15 protein-coding genes are annotated in these 18,002 nt (G+C 39.6%); 10 read left to right on the top strand and 5 right to left on the bottom strand.

The features are described from left to right. Nucleotides 1–230 precede the first annotated feature (230 nt). From HMPREF9073_RS02345 to HMPREF9073_RS02325, 5 genes are all read right to left on the bottom strand, one after another. On the bottom strand, nt 231–1,037 hold the full coding sequence (locus HMPREF9073_RS02345; protein ID WP_009412368.1) for a toxin-antitoxin system YwqK family antitoxin: 807 nt from the start codon (nt 1,035–1,037) through the stop codon (nt 231–233). A gap of 59 nt (nt 1,038–1,096) precedes the next feature. Next, nucleotides 1,097–3,568 (bottom strand): DUF4982 domain-containing protein, encoded by a 2,472-nt coding sequence (locus HMPREF9073_RS02340; RefSeq protein WP_009412367.1) that lies wholly within the window; start codon nt 3,566–3,568, stop codon nt 1,097–1,099. A gap of 79 nt (nt 3,569–3,647) precedes the next feature. Next, nucleotides 3,648–4,088 carry a hypothetical protein gene (locus HMPREF9073_RS02335; protein ID WP_009412366.1) on the bottom strand — a complete coding sequence of 147 codons (441 nt, stop codon included), beginning with the start codon at nt 4,086–4,088 and terminating at the stop codon, nt 3,648–3,650. Nucleotides 4,089–4,180: 92 nt separating this feature from the next. Then, nucleotides 4,181–5,545, bottom strand: coding sequence for a lipopolysaccharide assembly protein LapB (locus HMPREF9073_RS02330; RefSeq protein WP_009412365.1), 1,365 nt, complete (start codon nt 5,543–5,545; stop codon nt 4,181–4,183). Nucleotides 5,546–5,559: 14 nt separating this feature from the next. Next, nucleotides 5,560–6,582 (bottom strand): BtrH N-terminal domain-containing protein, encoded by a 1,023-nt coding sequence (locus tag HMPREF9073_RS02325; protein WP_009412364.1) that lies wholly within the window; start codon nt 6,580–6,582, stop codon nt 5,560–5,562. A gap of 390 nt (nt 6,583–6,972) precedes the next feature. On the opposite strand from HMPREF9073_RS02325, the gene HMPREF9073_RS02320 reads away from it, so the two are divergent. From HMPREF9073_RS02320 to HMPREF9073_RS02275, 10 genes are all read left to right on the top strand, one after another. Next, nucleotides 6,973–8,937, top strand: a complete 1,965-nt coding sequence (locus HMPREF9073_RS02320) for an alpha amylase C-terminal domain-containing protein (RefSeq protein ID WP_009412363.1) — start codon at nt 6,973–6,975, stop codon at nt 8,935–8,937. A gap of 113 nt (nt 8,938–9,050) precedes the next feature. After that, nucleotides 9,051–9,506, top strand: a complete 456-nt coding sequence (locus HMPREF9073_RS02315; protein WP_034555169.1) for an SMI1/KNR4 family protein — start codon at nt 9,051–9,053, stop codon at nt 9,504–9,506. A gap of 174 nt (nt 9,507–9,680) precedes the next feature. Further along, nucleotides 9,681–11,627, top strand: a complete 1,947-nt coding sequence (locus HMPREF9073_RS02310; protein WP_009412361.1) for a glycogen debranching enzyme N-terminal domain-containing protein — start codon at nt 9,681–9,683, stop codon at nt 11,625–11,627. Nucleotides 11,628–11,632: 5 nt separating this feature from the next. Beyond that, nucleotides 11,633–12,457, top strand: a complete 825-nt coding sequence (locus HMPREF9073_RS02305; protein WP_034555166.1) for a KilA-N domain-containing protein — start codon at nt 11,633–11,635, stop codon at nt 12,455–12,457. A gap of 61 nt (nt 12,458–12,518) precedes the next feature. After that, nucleotides 12,519–13,808: a glycosyltransferase family 4 protein gene (locus tag HMPREF9073_RS02300; protein ID WP_009412359.1), complete on the top strand. Its 1,290-nt coding sequence runs from the start codon at nt 12,519–12,521 to the stop codon at nt 13,806–13,808. An 8-nt stretch (nt 13,809–13,816) separates the two neighbouring features. Further along, entirely contained in the window at nt 13,817–15,004 is a 1,188-nt protein-coding gene (locus tag HMPREF9073_RS02295) for a glycoside hydrolase family 57 protein (protein ID WP_009412358.1), read from the top strand. Between the two features lie 47 nt (nt 15,005–15,051). Next, the gene (locus HMPREF9073_RS02290) at nt 15,052–15,285 is read left to right on the top strand and encodes a hypothetical protein (RefSeq protein ID WP_009412357.1); all 234 of its coding nucleotides are present in this window, start codon (nt 15,052–15,054) and stop codon (nt 15,283–15,285) included. A gap of 593 nt (nt 15,286–15,878) precedes the next feature. Further along, nucleotides 15,879–16,454, top strand: coding sequence for an SMI1/KNR4 family protein (locus HMPREF9073_RS15230; RefSeq protein ID WP_009412356.1), 576 nt, complete (start codon nt 15,879–15,881; stop codon nt 16,452–16,454). Between the two features lie 71 nt (nt 16,455–16,525). Further along, complete coding sequence (locus HMPREF9073_RS02280; protein ID WP_009412355.1) at nt 16,526–16,930, top strand: hypothetical protein; 405 nt, start codon at nt 16,526–16,528, stop codon at nt 16,928–16,930. Nucleotides 16,931–17,074: 144 nt separating this feature from the next. After that, on the top strand, nt 17,075–17,866 hold the full coding sequence (locus HMPREF9073_RS02275; protein ID WP_009412354.1) for a hypothetical protein: 792 nt from the start codon (nt 17,075–17,077) through the stop codon (nt 17,864–17,866). Nucleotides 17,867–18,002: the final 136 nt, after the last annotated feature.

Raw genomic sequence — 18,002 nt, 5'->3', positions numbered from 1 at the left:
CTATTAAAAATAAACTAATAAGTAATAATTTCATTTTTTGTTTTTTCATTTGTTTTTTAAGATATTTATGCAATATAAAATAGAATTTACCTTTGTGTTATTATTTTTATTCCATTAACTTGATGATCAAAAAATTTAATTGAGGTGTCAAAGTATTTTCAGAGCGCAAATACATGAAATTATTTAGACACCTCAATTAGTTTATTTAGGGGTTAGGGGGATTAGAATTTTTAGTTGTAATTAACGGTTTTTACGATATTGTCGTGGTCGTAAGTTTCTTCAGAGGTGAGTCGACCAGCTTGGTTATAGTATTTCCAAACACCCTCTTTTCTGTTGTTTTTATAAGTACCTTCTTCAGTGATTTTACCATTAGGATAATAGATAACGCTTTTTCCGTTTTTCTTACCGTCCTTATAGGGTATTTCAGAATATAACTTACCATTGGAATGATAGGTTTTATACAAAACGAGCTCACCATTTTCTTTCAAAAGTTCTTTTGACAAATAGCCTTCTCTTTGGTAATACTTTTGAGAGCCATCTTCTTTACCTTCTTTGTAAGTGTGTTCTTCGGAGAGTTTGCCATTATCGTAATATATGCGCAGGGTGTAATTTTTTTCGCCTTTGTAATCAGATTCTGATTGCAACCACTCGGCATCGTCATCCCAGAGTTGCCATTTGCCCCAAGGCTTTCCGTCCTTGTAATTTTTGAGGGATATGAGTTTTCCTTTATCGTTGTAATACTTCCAAGTACCGTCGTTTTTACCGTTCTTGTAGTGTTCCTCGGCGGTGAGTTTACCTTCATCATTATAGCGTTTGTAAGCACCATTGATGCGCCCCTCTACAAAGGTTGCTTCGTAATAGGCGCCGCCGCTCATCACTACTTTATAAGCCCCGTCAAGAGGTTCATCGGTAGTGTAGAGTTTAAAAAACTTCTCACCTGCAAATACTTGCTGACGGACATCTCTTTCAGGGAGTAGTTTTTGGGCAAATGAGATGTTGACAAACAGCAAACTAATGGATAAAAATAGAGATTTCATATTTTTCAATTAACAATTAACAATTAAAAATTAACAATCAGTAAATATGTTGAATGAGATTATCTTACCATTATATCAATTTTCCCTTTCAATTTCTTAGTCTTAGCCTCTATGTTTATTATACCTGCTTTTTCACCTGCTTGCACCATCATTACTAATTTTCCGTTGAAAAGATGCATCTTAGGCAAGTGGAATTGATCAGTACAAGTAGGGTCACCATTGGCACCTGCTTTATAAAAGCCAGCTCCTTTAACGGTGAAAGTTACCAAATCGTTTACAGTAGGGCATAGATTGCCGTCTTTATCTACCGCTTCTATAGTGATAAAAGCAAGTGTATCACTATTAGGGGTGAGTTCTGTTTTGCTTTCAGTGCTGAGGCGCAAAGCATAAGGCTTACCAGCGGTACGGATTTCTTTTTCGGCTACTGCCTTACCATTGTCATCATAGGTTACTACTTTCACAGTACCAGGTTCGTACTTAGTATCCATCCACATTAGGCGGTAACGTTTCTGACGTTCTAAATCTGAAGGATTGCCGTCTTTTTCTTCCTCTTCTAATTTTATAGAGAGGTCTTTAGTGCGTTTTCCTTGACTTTTGCCATTGATAAACAATTCGGCAGAAGGATAATTAGTATAAACGAAGATAGGAGTTACTTCACCTTCGCGCCCTTCCCAATTCCAATGAGGGAGGATATGTAAGGTTTCGGCTTCCTTATTCCAATGTGAGCGGTAGAGATAGAAACGGTCTTTGGGTAGTCCTGCCAAATCTACTGCTCCAAAATAGGAACTATGTGAGGACCATTCTACATAGTAAGGAGTAGGTTCGCCGAGATAGTCGAAGCCTGTCCAAATGAACTCGCCTACGGTATAAGGCAAATCCTCTTGATGTATCCAGTCGTCTTCGGGCAAGTTTGACCAACCGCAGTGTTCTACGTCATAAGATGACGATTGCATATCGGGGTATTTAGCCATTGATTTGCGTTCTACGGGGAATTTGTACACCCCGCGTGAACTCACTGTTGAAGCGGTTTCACTACCCAAAATAAGCTGTTGTGGCAACTTGCGGTAAGCTTCTTTGTACTTAAACGGACGGTAGTTGAAGCCCATTAGTTGCATCGTTGCTGCCATATTGTTTTTAAGTACATCGTGGGGTCTATCCATACCATTGCTCACGGGGCGGGTAGTATCGTATTTTTTGATGATATCTTGCAAATAGCGCGCTACTTGCGAGCCACTTTCTACGCTCTGTTCTTCTACCTCATTACCGATGAACCACATTAGCACGCTAGGGTTGTTGCGGTAGTGTTTTACAAGGTTCGTAAGGTCTTTTTCAGCCCAGTCTTTGAAGTACAAGTGATAACCGTTTTCCACTTTGGGGATAGCCCATTCGTCGAAACTTTCTACCGCGAGTAGCATACCCATTTCATCGGCAGCGCGCACATATTCAGGGGCGGGCATATTGTGCGAGGTGCGGATAGCATTTACGCCCATATCCTGCATCATACGTATTTGTCGGCGTATAGCACTCTCATTTACCGCAGCACCCAGCGCCCCTAAATCGTGGTGCATACACACCCCTTGAATTTTGATTTTGCGTCCGTTGAGGTACAGACCATCATTAGGTTTGAGTTCAATAGAGCGCACTCCAAAGGTAGTGGTTACCTCATCTTTTACAGTATCACCTTCATAGAGCTTAGTAACCGCTTTGTAGAGGTAAGGTTTGCCGATGTCCCACAAACGAGGATTATCAATATACAATTCTGCTGAAATCTTATCGGTAGTGTAAGGAGTCGCTTTGGTATTAGCATACGCTACTCTTTCACCTTGATTGTTGAAAATAACAGTTTCTGCTGCAACAGAAGTCTTCTTATCAGCTACAAACTCAGTATTTACTACTACTTTGGCGAAGTTATTTGTTATTTCGGGGGGGGTAATCTGTACGCCCCAAATAGGGATATGCGTCTTATTTTTAGTGATGATATGCACATTGCGGTACAAACCTGCCCCTGGATACCAACGAGACATCTGGGTAAGGTTGTTGAGTCGCACTGCCAAAGTGTTGTTATTAGCTTTTACGTAAGGAGTAATATCCAAGAAGAAAGTGTTGTAGCCATTGTGCCATTCACCCGCTTTTTGTCCGTTTACAAAAACTTCGGGGTTACTCATCGCCCCATCGAACTGTACAAACACTTGCTTATCGGACGTAAGTTCAGGCACGTTGAACTGCGTGCGGTACCAGCCTACGCCTACAAAAGGCAATCCGCCAGTACGCCCTGTATGTTCAATAGCTGCTTTTTGTCCGTCCTGCTTGATGGCAGTGCGCTGGATATCGTTTTCCATATCAAAAGGACCGTAGATAGCCCAATCGTGAGGCACGGTTACGCGTTGCCATTTGGCATCGTTGTAGTTAGTTTGCGAGAACACTGGTTTGTCTTCACGCGTAAATTTCCACCCTTTTTGGAGGGTTTGTTCTTGAGTCCAGCTATTTATAGTCGTCAGTGACATCAATAGTAAAAGGTTGATTTTGTTCATTTTTATAAATCAGTAGTTTTTAATCGGAGTTCTGGAAGCTTCTTATAGCTTTCGTTTATCTTTTCACTCCTCACTTATTTCAATTCACTTCAATTTTTGAAATAGTTACAGAGTTTGCTTTCATTTGTTTCCCGTTGAGGAGGGAAAATGAAAATTCAAGGTGATGATTATTTCCAATCCAACGACTTCCAAATTCTGCACCTTGTCCTTGAATGCCATTGCTCCAAGGCTGCAAAACCTGTCCATCGGTGGTTCTCGCTTGCACATAAACTTTTCCTGTTGGTTTGGAGTTGGCATCAGACTTTGTCAATAACAAGTTTACATACAACACCGTGTTACCTCCATCTCCTCCCCATCGCTCTTGAGCTATTTTGGCAGTAATTCCATTTTGGGTGAGTTCTCGAGTGCCTTCTGGGAACTCTTTACCACTCCCTTTATCATCGTCTTTTCCACAAGAAACTAAGGTAACTGCTGAGCATAGTAGTAATAATGCAAACGTTACGCTTATCAGCTTTTTCATTTTTATGATGTTTTTTTTAAATTATTAATTCTGCAAATATAAGGATTTATTTTTTACTTACAAGTTTTTGATTTTTGCTTTCTCGCATAAAATCACAAACTTTTATAGAAGTCGCCATTCCTCACTACCTCTAAAAATTGTGGTATGTTATGATACCAAAAAGCTACTTTATGTCCTCTAAACGTTATTTCGATATTGCCATCATCAGTGGTGTGTGCTGAAAGTAGAGCTTTACGTATATCTTTCTCAAATGTAGCGTGAGATGATTTTTCATTAGGAATATAAGCTATTAATTTTTCATTGCTTTTCTTTTCATAATAATATGATGCTAAGAGAGGCAACAAGTGAGCAATCGCAGCATCTGTTTTGTTTTGTGCTTCATAAATATCCACTAAATCAAGGAAAATGCGTTCGTTATCTTTTTTTACAGTGGTAGCACTTCTGTCTTCATAAGGGGTATCGTACAAGGCTTTCAAGAAATACTTTTCAGCCATTGGGTAGTCCTTATTACCATAGTAGATATCAGCTAATGAGTGGGCTGCCAAATGGGCGATATTGCGCAGGTCATATACATACCACTTATTTTCTGAGGTTTCTTTTATTTTCAAATCAGCGAGGTAAACAAGGTCATTTTGTACTAACCTAATATTCTCTCTATCTAAAGGTTCTTCTTCCTTCAGTTTGTTATAAATATCTACCAGTTTTTGGTCTTTTTTATAGGTAGGGTCGCTTTTGAGAAGGTCTTTGAGCAGCGTAATTAATTCGTTTATACGTTTGTTGTGATACAGAGGGAAATCGGTTTTGTCAATTGTAGAAGAGGTGTTTCGTTTTTGCTGAATTTCACTTTGGGCTTCAGGAGAAAGTAGTTTTTTATCAAAGATATACAATTTGAAAATAGCCTTACCCATATTGCGGAGGTGTGTATTAGCTACGGCTAATCCATAAACATAGTCGCCTTTGCTTCTAAAAAAAGTACTATGACGTTTATTTTCAATCAAAATATCACCTGTATTAATTTCAAATTTCTTAGTCTTATAGTTTAAATATTGGTATTTTACGTGGTTAAAGTAGGCCGATTTCTGTATCTTGCTTCTTTCGTTTTTCAGAAATTGTTGTATATATTGTTCTCTTCCTGCAGGGTCTTCTTGGTCTTCTATGCTAAAAGCATTGAAACTTATATTGATAGAACTTACATCAAACTTTGCGGGATAATATACCACACGGTTTTTCTCATTAAGTACATCCATACAAATACCCGCTTTGTCTTCCCATAATTCACCCTCACTAATAGGTTTGGCACTGAGGTAATTAGCAAAAAAATCATCAACAGGGGCTTTAATTTTTTGGTCGTCAATACGTGCTTTGATGAACTTCTGAATGGTATCCAAGATTACTTTCCGTTGTCCCCAACTAAAAGAACAACAAAATAGTGCTAAGAAAATGATGCATTTTTTCATATCGTTTATTTGTATTATTTATGTTTCCTTGTCGTGCTACGACCTACCGCTTTCAGTTTCTTAAAAAACGTTTCCTCTCTCTCGGCTATAGCGTACAACTGTTGTGAGAGGGCATTATAGACATCGGCTTGGGTACTGCGGTTCTTGTATACACGGGCGATGGCTACTGCAAAATCGCGCCACGCATCGCCGATATCGGTAATTTCTTTAGAGAGTTCTATTAAGGCATCGTTTTTCAGGAGTTTGCCGGCTTCTTGCAAGAAAGCGCCATAGATAAACCTAAAACCTGCACCCCCAGTGCCTATCTCTTCCTGCATACGTATCAGCTGGGCGAGGTAGTGATTGGTAGTTTTCGCACCTTTCTTGCGGTACCATTTCAGAATATCCTTACTGACTGTCTTGATGCCCGCCACACCCACTATGGGCACAGGAGCGAGCATCGTACTGCACGTTTGCTTGATACCCTTCCATATTGCCTTTTCTAATGAAAGTTCCTTAGGCAGATGAGTGGGGTAATACAAATGTCCTTTAGGAGCTAACACTCCACTGGGGAAGCGCACTTTGGTGAGTTCTTCAGGGGTAAGTGTGGTAACGTGCGGAATCACAGGGTCGCTGACGAGGTACTTGCCGTCCTCTTTGCCATAAACTACTAAGTTATGCGCGTTGAAATGAAAGCGGTATTCATCGGGGAAATAAGGCAAGTTGAACACCCCTACTTGCAAACCTGTAGGGATACCTTTTGCGAGATTGTCGTCGAGGGCTTGTTGTGCCTTTTCGGGGGAAGAAAACTTTTGGCGTTTTACCTTAAAACCTAATCTTTTAGCTACTTTGCTAAAGATATGCCCCGGCATCGTGCGGTAGCTAATAGCGGGAGCTTCATTGACTTTTATCCAAGGAAAATAGAAGAACAAGAGTCCGGAGCCAATACCAAAAACCATAGGCTCACTCAGCTGAACGCCATTGAAATATAACAAATTAGAGGCAACACCATTTTCACAGTGCGCCGATTGTCGATGTTTAAAATCTATTGTTGCCATATAAAATCGGGCAAAGATAGGAGATAATTAGCAAATTAGCAAATTAGCAAATTAGCAAATTAGTAAATTAGCAAATGGAAAAATTAGGCAATTTGCAGATGAGCCAATTATGTTAGGACAATTCTACCATCAAGTGCTTTTTTTTAAAAAATCTATCCTTTTTTATCAAAAACACCTATTACAATCCCTATAAAAATCTATAACAATTAACATTTCCTTTAGTCTCTCTCTGAAAAACCGCATTTTACAACCTATAAACTTAAAATTATAAAAAAAATTCTCAGAAAAATTTGGTAGTATTCAAAAAAATATATTAATTTTACGCCGAATTTAATTGACTTACCTAAAAGCCAACAACTTGACTTTTCCGTAGCCAGAATACCAAACATTATGAACGACCCACTTTTACTACCCTACCTCCCTGTTATTCAGGGAAGACATCAGCACTTTATCGATGTCCTTCATAGAGTGCAAGGGGACGCTTCGCGCCTCGCCGATGCTTGTAATTCGCACCTCTATTACGGTCTGCACCGTACTCATACAGAATGGGTGCTACGTGAGTGGGCTCCAAATGCAACAGCTATCTTTCTTCTTTGCGATAGCAACGACTGGCAAAAAAACAATCACTTTTCATTTACTAAAATCAACGACCAAGACTGGGAATTGCGCCTCCCTGCTAATATCCTCCGCCACGAAATGCTCTACAAACTACTTGTGGAATGGGAAGGAGGTAGTGGCGAACGCCTCCCCTCACATACAACCCGCGCTGTGCAGGACGATTATACCAAAGTGTTTTCTGCCCAAGTGTGGTGCCCCGAGCACCCCTACCACTGGCAACACCCTCGCCCCAAAGCCGCCCCACATCCGCTTATCTACGAAGCACATATAGGGATGAGTACTGAACACCAGCGCGTGAGTACTTTTATAGAGTTCCGCCTCTATGTACTCCCCCGTATCGCCGCTTTGGGCTACAACACCCTCCAGCTGATGGCAATACAAGAACACCCTTACTACGGTTCTTTTGGCTATCAGGTGGCTAACTTCTTTGCGGTGAGTTCGCGCTTTGGCACCCCCGAAGAACTCAAAGAACTCATCGATACTGCCCACGGCTTAGGCATACGTGTACTGCTTGATATTGTACACTCGCATTCGGTGAGCAATGAGGCAGAAGGGCTCAGCTGCTTCGACGGTACCGACTATCTTTACTTCCACCGCGGTGAGCGCGGTAAACACCCCGCTTGGGATTCTCGCTGTTTCGACTATGGTAAGCCCCAAGTACTCAACTTCTTACTCTCTAACTGCAAATACTGGCTTGAAGAGTTCCGCTTCGACGGTTTCCGTTTTGACGGCGTTACCAGTATGATTTATTACGATCACGGTTTGGGCAAAGCCTTTACCAATTATAGTTTCTATTATGATGGCAATGAGGACGACGACGCTTTGGTGTATCTCGCTCTCGCTAACCAACTTATACACGAGCTCTACCCCGAAGCGCTCACCATTGCCGAAGAAATGAGCGGATTGCCCGGCCTTGCCTCGCCTATTGCCGAAAAAGGCGTAGGCTTCGATTACAAACTGAGTATGGGTATTCCCGATTATTGGATTAAGCTCCTCAAAGAAGTCCCCGATGAGCAATGGCACGTAGGCAATATCTATTACGAACTGACTAACAAACGCGCCGAAGAACGCACCATCAGTTATGCCGAAAGCCACGATCAAGCCCTCGTAGGTGATAAAACGATATTTTTCTGGCTCACTGATAAGGAAGTGTATACGGGTATGAGCGTGTTCGACCACAGTCTCATTATCGACCGTGCGATGGCACTCCACAAGATGATACGTTTGGTAACTCTTGGTACCGCAGGTGGGGGATACCTCAACTTTATGGGCAACGAATGGGGACACCCTGAGTGGATTGACTTTCCGCGCCAAGGTAATGGTTGGAGCTATGCCCACGCACGCAGGCTATGGAGTTTGGTAGACGACTCTAACTTAAAGTTTAAATACCTCAACGCTTTTGATAGCGCGATGATACACTTTGCCACCGATAGTAAGTTCCTAAACCGAGAACCCCATATATTGGTGCGCGACATCGAGCGACAGCTACTCATATTCGAGCGAAGTGGTTACTTATTTGTTTTCAGTTTTAACCCCACTACCTCTTACACGGATTATCAGTTTGATGTGCCAGCAGGCAAGTACACAACGGTACTGAATACTGATAACCCCGCCTTTGGAGGCGACAACCGCATCGATGAAAGCGTAGAGCATTTTACGCAGTACACCGGCAAGGAGAATTTGCTGTCGTTGTATATACCAGCGAGAATTGGCTTTATATTGAAATTAGCAGATTAGAAAATTAGAAAATGGGTGCGCCTCACGTAAAGTGTGAGTTTGTAGCTCTGTTTATTAAGAATCAAAGAAACTACACAATTAGGGGAAATAATACAAACCTAAAAAACAGAATTATGTTTTCAAAATCATCAAACCTATTAACACAAGCTGATATTAAATCCCTAGAAGAAATAGTAGGATATAGCTTGCCCACCGACTTTATAAATCAATACCTTCATTTCAATGGAGGGGTTGCAGATAAAACTCATTTTTATGTGGAAGATGATGATGGGTATGTAGAAGTGAGTTTTTTCATTCCTATAAAGTACCCAAGTACTGATTTAGGCAATATAGATATCGCTACAAGCTATAGTCATCTTGTTAGTAAAGGAATTCCTAATAAATACCTTCCTTTTGCTGTAGATTGGGGGGGAAATCTTTTTTCAATAGATTTGGAAACAAACAAAATCGTTTTGTTATTGATGGATTTGGGAGATTTTACAGAGGAATCTATCAAATACTTAACAAAAGGGTTCCTAAACTTTATGAAGGCGTTAGAGGAAGAAGGTGATGATGAAGAAGATCTCTGAAATCCAAGTGTAGCTTGGTACTAAAATCCGTGGCACAAATACATTATAAAAAGAAATATCCGTGAAGAAATCTGTGAGATTCGTGAAATCTGTGTGAGATATTCCAGCAAAGCTGGCAAAGTATATACTACAACCTAAATTGTAAATTATTAATCGTAAATTGTTAATTGAAATATGTGTTATCTATCATTCAAAAAAGACCAGTTAATTAACCTTGAGTATTCTCTCGATAGAGAGTTTCTCGGTACTAACCGCGGTGGAGGTTACTGCTCCTCTACCCTTGTATTTTGCAACACCCGTAAATACCACGGGCTACTCGTCGTACCTATCGAAAAGTTCAGAGGTAAAAACTATGTGATGCTCTCATCTCTCGACGAAACAATCCTACAACACGGACGCGACTTCAACTTTGGCGTTCATAAGTACGAAGGCACTTATGAACCTCGCGGACATAAGTATATCGTGGATATTTCTTACGAAAAAGCCTTTGCCATCACTTATCAAGTAGGTGGTGTCGTGCTCAAAAAAGAAATCTTGATGGTACACAATGCTCCACAAGTACTCATCCGCTATACTTTGGAGGACGCTCATTCAGCTACACTCTTGCGCTTGAACCCCCTATTGGCATTCCGCGATATCCATTCGCTTAGCAAGCAAAACCCTGTGGCTAACACCCAAGTAGAAGTGGTTGATGGTGGCGTGCGTACCAAGTTGTACCCTGAGTTTCCTTACTTGTATATGCAGCTCAGCAAACCCGCTAATTTTGGTGGCGCTGCCTACTGGAACAACAACATCTATTACACCAAAGAAAAAGAACGCGGCTACGACTTCCAAGAAGATTTGTTGAGTGTCGGAGCTTTTGAGGTAAGTCTCAAAAAAGGCGAAAGCATTGTCTTTTCTGCCAGCTTAGAGGAAGCCAATCCTAAAAACCTCGCAAAGGACTTTACCAAATTCCTCAAAGAACGCGCCGACCGCAATTCGTTTGAAGAATGCTTGCAATACACCGCCTCTCAGTTTATCATTCACAAGGCAGGCCAAACACGCATCAAGGCGGGTTATCACTGGTACGACAGCACCACCCGCGATACCTTTATCGCACTCCCTGGTATCGCTCTTTCAGGCAGTACCGCCAAAATATTTGAAGAAGTACTACAATCAGCCCTCAAATATTGCTATAATGGACGTTTTGCCCGCGACATCAGCACCCACGTGGTGAACCCTGTGTTTGATGCCGACACCTCGTTGTGGTTCTTCTGGACACTCCAACAATACGAAAAAGAAACCACAAGAACAAAAAAACAAATCTGGAAAGAGTACGGCGAAACCCTCAAAGCTATCCTCAACACCTTCAAAAGTCGTGAGCACAAAACAATGCGTATGGACGACAACGGACTTATATGGAGTGACGATCTCAGCCGTCCGCTTACTTGGTTCAACGCCGAAAACAACTACGGAGCTATCGTACCCCGCAATGGGTATGTAGTGGAGGTGAATGCCTTGTGGTACAATGCCGTATGTTATGCTTTGGCTTTAGCCGAAGATGTAAAGGACAAAACTTTCTTATCCGAATGGGGCACTATGCCCGAAACTATTGCCGAGAGCTTCAATCAAATATTTTGGATTGAAAGCGAAAAATACTTAGCCGATTACGCTAACCGCACTCAGCAAAACACCGAAGTACGCCCTAATCAGCTACTCGCTTGTGCCCTCGATTATTCACCACTCACCGAAAAACGCCAACGCAAAGTGTTAGCGATTATCACTCAAGAGTTGCTCACTCCCAAAGGCTTGCGCAGTTTGTCACCCGAGAGTCCACGTTACGAAGGTGAGAGTGTAGGTAATGTATTTGTGAGAGATAAAGCTACTTTCAACGGTTCAGTACATCCTTGGTTTGTAGGGTTCTATGTAGAAGCGAACCTCAAACTCTTTGGCGATAGCTACATCCCTGATGGCAAAGCTTTCTTAGAAAATTTTGAAGAAGAAATCAACACTCACGGTGTCGGACTCATTTCTGCCATTTACGACGGTAATCCACCATTCCACCCCCGTGGTTGTATTTCCAACGCCAAAAACGTTGCCGAAATATTGCGCGCTCAATGGCTGCTTTCAGACAAGAAGTAAGAGGTATGGCAAAAAATAAAACTATTAGTGTACAAGGATTTGATATTGTATGGTATGAAGCTAATTACAACGATTATATTTCTCTTACTGATATAGCTCGCTATAAAGATGCTGAACATACAGACGACATCATAAAGAATTGGCTTAGAAATCGCAACACGATTGAACTATTGGGTTTTTGGGAAAGCATTTACAATCCTAATTTTAAACCCGTCGAATTCGACGGGTTTAGAAAACAAGCGGGACTAAATAGCTTTGTAATGACACCTAAAAAATGGATAGAGAGTACCAATGCTATTGGTATTGTATCCAAATCAGGAAGATACGGAGGAACATTTGCCCATAAAGATATTGCTTTAGAATTTGCTTCGTGGATTTCAATTGAATTTAAACTCTATATTATCAAAGAGTTTCAACGTTTAAAAGAAAACGAAACAAGTCAGTTAAAATTAAAATGGAATCTACAACGGACCTTGTCTAAAATCAATTATCATATTCACACTGACGCTATTAGAGATAATTTGATTCCAAAAGAAATTACTAAACAACAAGCTAATTTTGTTTATGCTGACGAAGCCGATTTACTGAATGTAGCCCTTTTTGGACTTACCGCTAAAGAATGGAGAGAAAGTAATCCTGACAAAAAAGGAAATGTACGAGATTATGCTTCTTTAGAACAATTAGTAGTTTTAAGTAATATGGAAAGTATTAATGCCTTACTTATAGAACAAGGAATTGTTCCTTCGGAAATACTTAAAGAACTCAATAAAGTTGCTATTACTCAAATGAAATCTTTAGTAAAGAACAAAGCAATTAAACAGTTGAATTAAAACAACACCCTTCTTGTCCCCTCCATAGAGGAGAGTTGGGAAAAGATAAATATAAAAGCGTATGAAGAATGCAAGAGTATTAATGTTTGGATGGGAATTTCCCCCTCATATCAGTGGGGGATTAGGAACAGCCTGCTTGGGTATCGCCCAAGGATTGGCTAAAAACGGCGTACAAGTGCTGTTTGTAATGCCAAAAGCCTCTGGTGATGAGGATGGCAGCGTGGCGAAAATTATCAATGCCAGCGATGTAGAGATGTTGCAAAACACCGAAAAGATTGAAGATTTCTGGAAACACATCAACTTTATGGAGATAGGCTCAAACCTCGTGCCTTACCTCGACCCCGAAACCTTCGCCCGCGAACGCGATGCCTACCTCAAAGAGGGCGAACACCGCGAGCGCATTTCGTATCACAACAAATTTCAGTTTTCGGGTAAATACGGCGCCAACCTAATGGAAGAAGTGTACCGTTATGCCTTAGTAGCAGGCACTGTTGCCCAACGCTATGAGTTCGACGTAATTCACGCCCACGACTGGCTTACTTATAGTGCGGGTATCATCGCCAAGAAGATTTCGGGCAAACCCCTTATCGTACACGTACACGCTACCGAGTACGACCGCGGGGGCGAGTACAACCGTAATACTTTGGTTTACGACATCGAAAAACGCGGTATGGAAGCTGCCGATAGGGTGGTAACCGTGAGTAACTGGACACGCAATATCGTCATTGAAAAATACGGTATCCCTGCCGAAAAAGTGATTACCGTACACAATGCTGTTGATTTCAAAACCGAAACCGATGCCAAAGAAGAACGCGGCGTGAAAGATAAAATCGTTACTTTCTTAGGGCGTATCACCCTGCAAAAAGGCCCTGAGTACTTTGTAGAGGCAGCTGCCAAAGTGATGAAACGTATGCCTAACGTGCGCTTTGTAATGGCTGGTAGTGGTGAAAAGATGAACCCCTTAGTGCGCCGTGTAGCACAATTAGGATTGGGCACCCGCTTCCACTTTACAGGGTTCCTCAGAGGTAACGATGTACAGCGTATGTTCCAATACAGCGATGTGTATGTAATGCCCTCAGTATCCGAGCCTTTTGGAATTTCTCCTTTGGAAGCAATGCGCTCAGGCGTGCCTACAATTATCTCCAAACAATCGGGGGTAGCTGAGGTTTTACACCACGCTATCAAAGTAGATTATTGGGATATCAACGCCCTTGCGGATGCTATCTATGGCATTTTAGCTTACCCTACACTTGCTCATTATATGCAACGCGAGGGCTACGACGAGGTAAACCGACTCAAATGGGAAAATGCCTCTTTAAAACTTAAAAACATTTACGAATCTTTAATATAAAACCAACGATGAAAAAGTCTATTTGTATCTATTTCCAAATCCATCACCCCGAACGTCTTAGAAAATATCAATTCTTTGACATAGGTAAGAAACACAACTATTTCGATAATTACGCCAAGCGTTCAGAGCTTGAAGATTTAGCCGAACATTGCTATTTGCCTGCCAATGCCCTCTTGTTAGAACTCATCAAAAAACACGAAGGCAAGTTCAAAGTTGCGTTTTCTATCACAGGAAGTGCTATCGACCAGCTCGAAATGCACACACCTGAGGTGATACGCTCTTTCCAAGAACTCGCCCAAACCGGTAGTGTAGAGTTTCTGGCAGAGACTTATTCGCATTCGTTGGCTTCACTTTCTGAAGATACCGATGAGTTTGAGCAACAGGTAAAACGCCACAGCACTACTATCAAACAGCTTTTTGGCAAAAAACCTGTAACTTTCCGCAATACTTCTCTTATCTATTCCGATAAAATAGGTGAACGCGTAGCAAAACTCGGTTTTAAAACAATGCTCACCGATGGCGCTAAGCACGTATTAGGTTGGAAGAGCCCCAATTTCGTTTATAAAAATGCTCTCGACGAAAATCTCAACCTCTTGCTCAAAAACAGCAAGCTAAGTGATGATATCGCCAATCGTTTTTCTGATAGAAACTGGAGTGAATACCCCCTCACTTCCGAAAAATACGTCTCTTGGGTAGAAAGCAGTTTGCAAGATACTGAAGTGCTCAACCTCTTTATGAACTACGAAGTTATAGGGTATTACAACAATGCTCAAAGCGGCATTTTCGACTTCTTGCGTTACTTCATAGAAAATATGTTAGCAAACCCTAACTATCAGTTTTTGTTACCCAAAGAAGTAGCCAAAAAGCACCCCGCTAAAGATGTATTGCATGTGCCCTACCCTATTTCGTGGACAGACGAAGAGCGCGACACCACCTCTTGGCTCGGTAACGAATTGCAAAAAGAAGCTTTTAACGAGCTCTTTAAAGTACAACCTTTGGTAAGAAAGAAAAAGAATGCCGACCTCATTGAAGATTACAGTCGATTGCAAGGTAGCGAGCATTTCTATTTTATGCGTACTAAACTCTTTTCAGGCGCCGATTATCACAAGTACCTCCTACCTTACGATTCGCCCTACGAAGCTTTCATCAATTATATGAATGTGCTCAGCGATTTTATTGAAAGAGTAAAAAATTAGGTATTAGGACAGCTGAAAGATTTAATAATAATTTAAAAACAGACAAAATGAAAAATGCAGAAAAGAAGAGGAAAAGCAATTTCTTTGAAGGGATTGTTTCCGAAGAATTGAATGAACTGTCTGGAACTACAAGAGTTGCCGAGACAAACCCCGACGAAATGTCTACTGGACATTTAGGCAGTGAAGATTTTCTTTACTCGACCCCATTTAATGAGAAAGCGAATTCTATCACTAAAAACGTCGATAGCGACTTGGTGGAGAATCTTATCTTCACTTCATAGTAAAAAGCCCCTCGCGCAAGCAGGGGCTTTTTTATGATAAAAAACTTCGTCAAAGTTTGTAGCTCAAAAGGCTTTTAGAACTCTGACGAAGTTAAAATTGTAATTAAGTTTGAGAGCGATACTTTTAGTAATGTTGTTATAGTAAGCTATAGGTTATCACTCTATTGACCTATATACCTACGTTTATAGTGTGTTTCATAGGCAAACCATTTATCATTCTTGCGCTACAAAGGTAATACTTTCTTATTTACTTGTCAAGAGAATTAACATTTTTAACCTTCTGTATGGATAATATTAAGAAGACTTCGGGGCGTCCTTCTGTTAGTAGTTGTCTTGTGAGAAAAATAGCAAATTAGCAAAATTAGTAGAAAACTTAGCGGAAGTTTGTGAAATTCATTTAATTTTCTTTCTTTTGCGGTGAAAAGCTATTAAAACTCTAATCGGTATCGCAGTGAAGGCTATCACAATTTTCTTTCTCAAAATGTGTGACGATGTATTCTATCGGGTGAAATGAGGTAGGCAACAAAGCTATAAATGAATGATAGCCAGCGGAGGTGCTTATTAAAAATTAGAAAAACAAAACATCATTAAATATGAATATAGATAAAACCATTGAAAAATTAGGAGGAATAGTTCCTCTTTACCCTAAAAAACAAACTTGTCCTAACGAAGATTATTGGGCAAAAGTAGAAAAATTAGTTGGAGAGCAAATACCTATTGTTTATAAGAATTTTGCTACTAAATATGGGGTATCGACTCCTAATAATTTATTGAAAATAGAGCCTTTTTCAGAAGAAGCTGAATATCAACATCCAGAGGATATAGATATTCCTAATTACACTTTTGAAGAAACAAGTTTGAGTGTTTTTTTTGGAAAAGGAACTGACTACGACCTTGTTAAAACATTGAAAGAATTTAAAAAGAGAATGCCTGCCAAATTCTTGCCAATAGCAGATGATGGAATGGGGAATCTAATTGTTTTGTGTTTAGATTCAACAAACTTTGGAAAAGTATATTTTTGGGATGCTAATGTAGAATGGGATGAAGAAGATTATTTAGAAGAAACAGGTAAGATGATGCCCGAAGAAGCTAAATTTCAAAATTTATGGCTTATAGGCTTGAGTTTTGAGAATTTTTGGGAAAGGCTTTCAATTGATGAATGGGAGTAGTAAACTTGCCATTCATTTGGCTTTTACAAAAGGTGTTAGTTGTAATGGGAAAAAGATTATATTTCTAAAAGATGTTACATATAAGAAATAAAATACGTAAAGAATATAGCCTATTATATGATAAAGGGTATAGAAATGAACTTGTTGAGGATGGAGGTTTGTTGTTTTCATCCTTGACCTGTAGCCATCCAGAAGTAGGGCTTATCTTTAATTTTTCAATAGAGAAAGGTGTTTTATCAATAGCAGTTACAACAAAAGAACTATTAGAGAAAAAGGTTTCCTTTGACTTTTTCTATGTTTTAAAAGTTCTATATCCAGAGAAAAGATTTGAAGAAATAAAAGAACTTTCTTACCAAGAGGAGGTAGCAGCAAATTTGCTAAAAGTAGAGGAACTATTTAGTGAAAAGCAAATTTGTAGTACTATAGAGAAACTTACTTATGCAATAAAAGAATATTCAAAAGTGAGATTCACATAAACAATTAATATAATGAGTAAATTAACAAAACAAGAACGGAGATATAGGCTACAAGGAAGTCTATAAACTTAAGCTAACAAACAATGACTTAAGTCTAAAATCTAAAAACATTTAGCTGTAGAATATACAATTAAAACATAGACTATGATTCATATCGAAAAAGGGAAGATTGACACATTTCAAGTGGGAGATTTCTCCGATAAAACAAGGGTAGAAACTAACACTCTTACATTTTTCTTTGAAATAGAAAACAAACGTATTCAAACTATTTCTGTTCGTGATGTAAAAGAGATTGAAGTATATGGCAAAGTGGTTACAGTAGCTACTCTTGATACGATTGTACAAGAAAAGCCTATTATAGATGGTGACTTCTATATTTATCCCAACTTACAGCTGTCTTTGTACATTGATTTTAAAAACAAAATCTTTGCGCAAGTATTAGTTTTTGATAGTTCATTAGTAGATTTATACATTCCAAAAGAAAATAAACTGATAGAAGATAGCTTGCTGAGGTGTTCTGATGTATTGGAATTAAATCCTTTTGAAGCGGTTAATCAATTTACATTTAATACTACCTTAGAGGATTTTCAAAAGGAATACCACCTTACCTCAACACCTGTTGAAGGAATAGGAGGGAAGAAAATATTTGAAAGTACTTCTTTATTGTTTGAATTTTACAATCAGCTGCTTTGTAGTATATATGTAAAAACACCTCATTTATTTGATAAAATACTCGTAAAAGATTATGATTTGAATAATGATAAAGACATAAAAAGACTTATAAGCACTGAAAAAGTATTATATCACGGTCATTGGATAGTTATACCTGCTTTAGGAATTAGTTTTGAAAGAGATAACTTAACAAAGTTGTGTTTTTACAATGAATATGTAGCTCCTTTTTGGGAAAACATACACCGACCGATTACAAGTTGGTAATGTGTCAAAAAAATCTTTAGTACATTTAAAATGTTGTACTCTAAAGAGAAGCGTTTTTAAATCCTTATTGATAAGGTACGAGTGACAAGCTCTTATTATAGTAGAGGCTGTCCGAAAAGTCTAAAAATTGCTTTTG

It is taken from the genome of Capnocytophaga sp. oral taxon 326 str. F0382 (assembly GCF_000318295.1).
Lineage (GTDB): Bacteria > Bacteroidota > Bacteroidia > Flavobacteriales > Flavobacteriaceae > Capnocytophaga > Capnocytophaga periodontitidis.
This window is presented reverse-complemented; position numbering and strand designations above follow the sequence as displayed.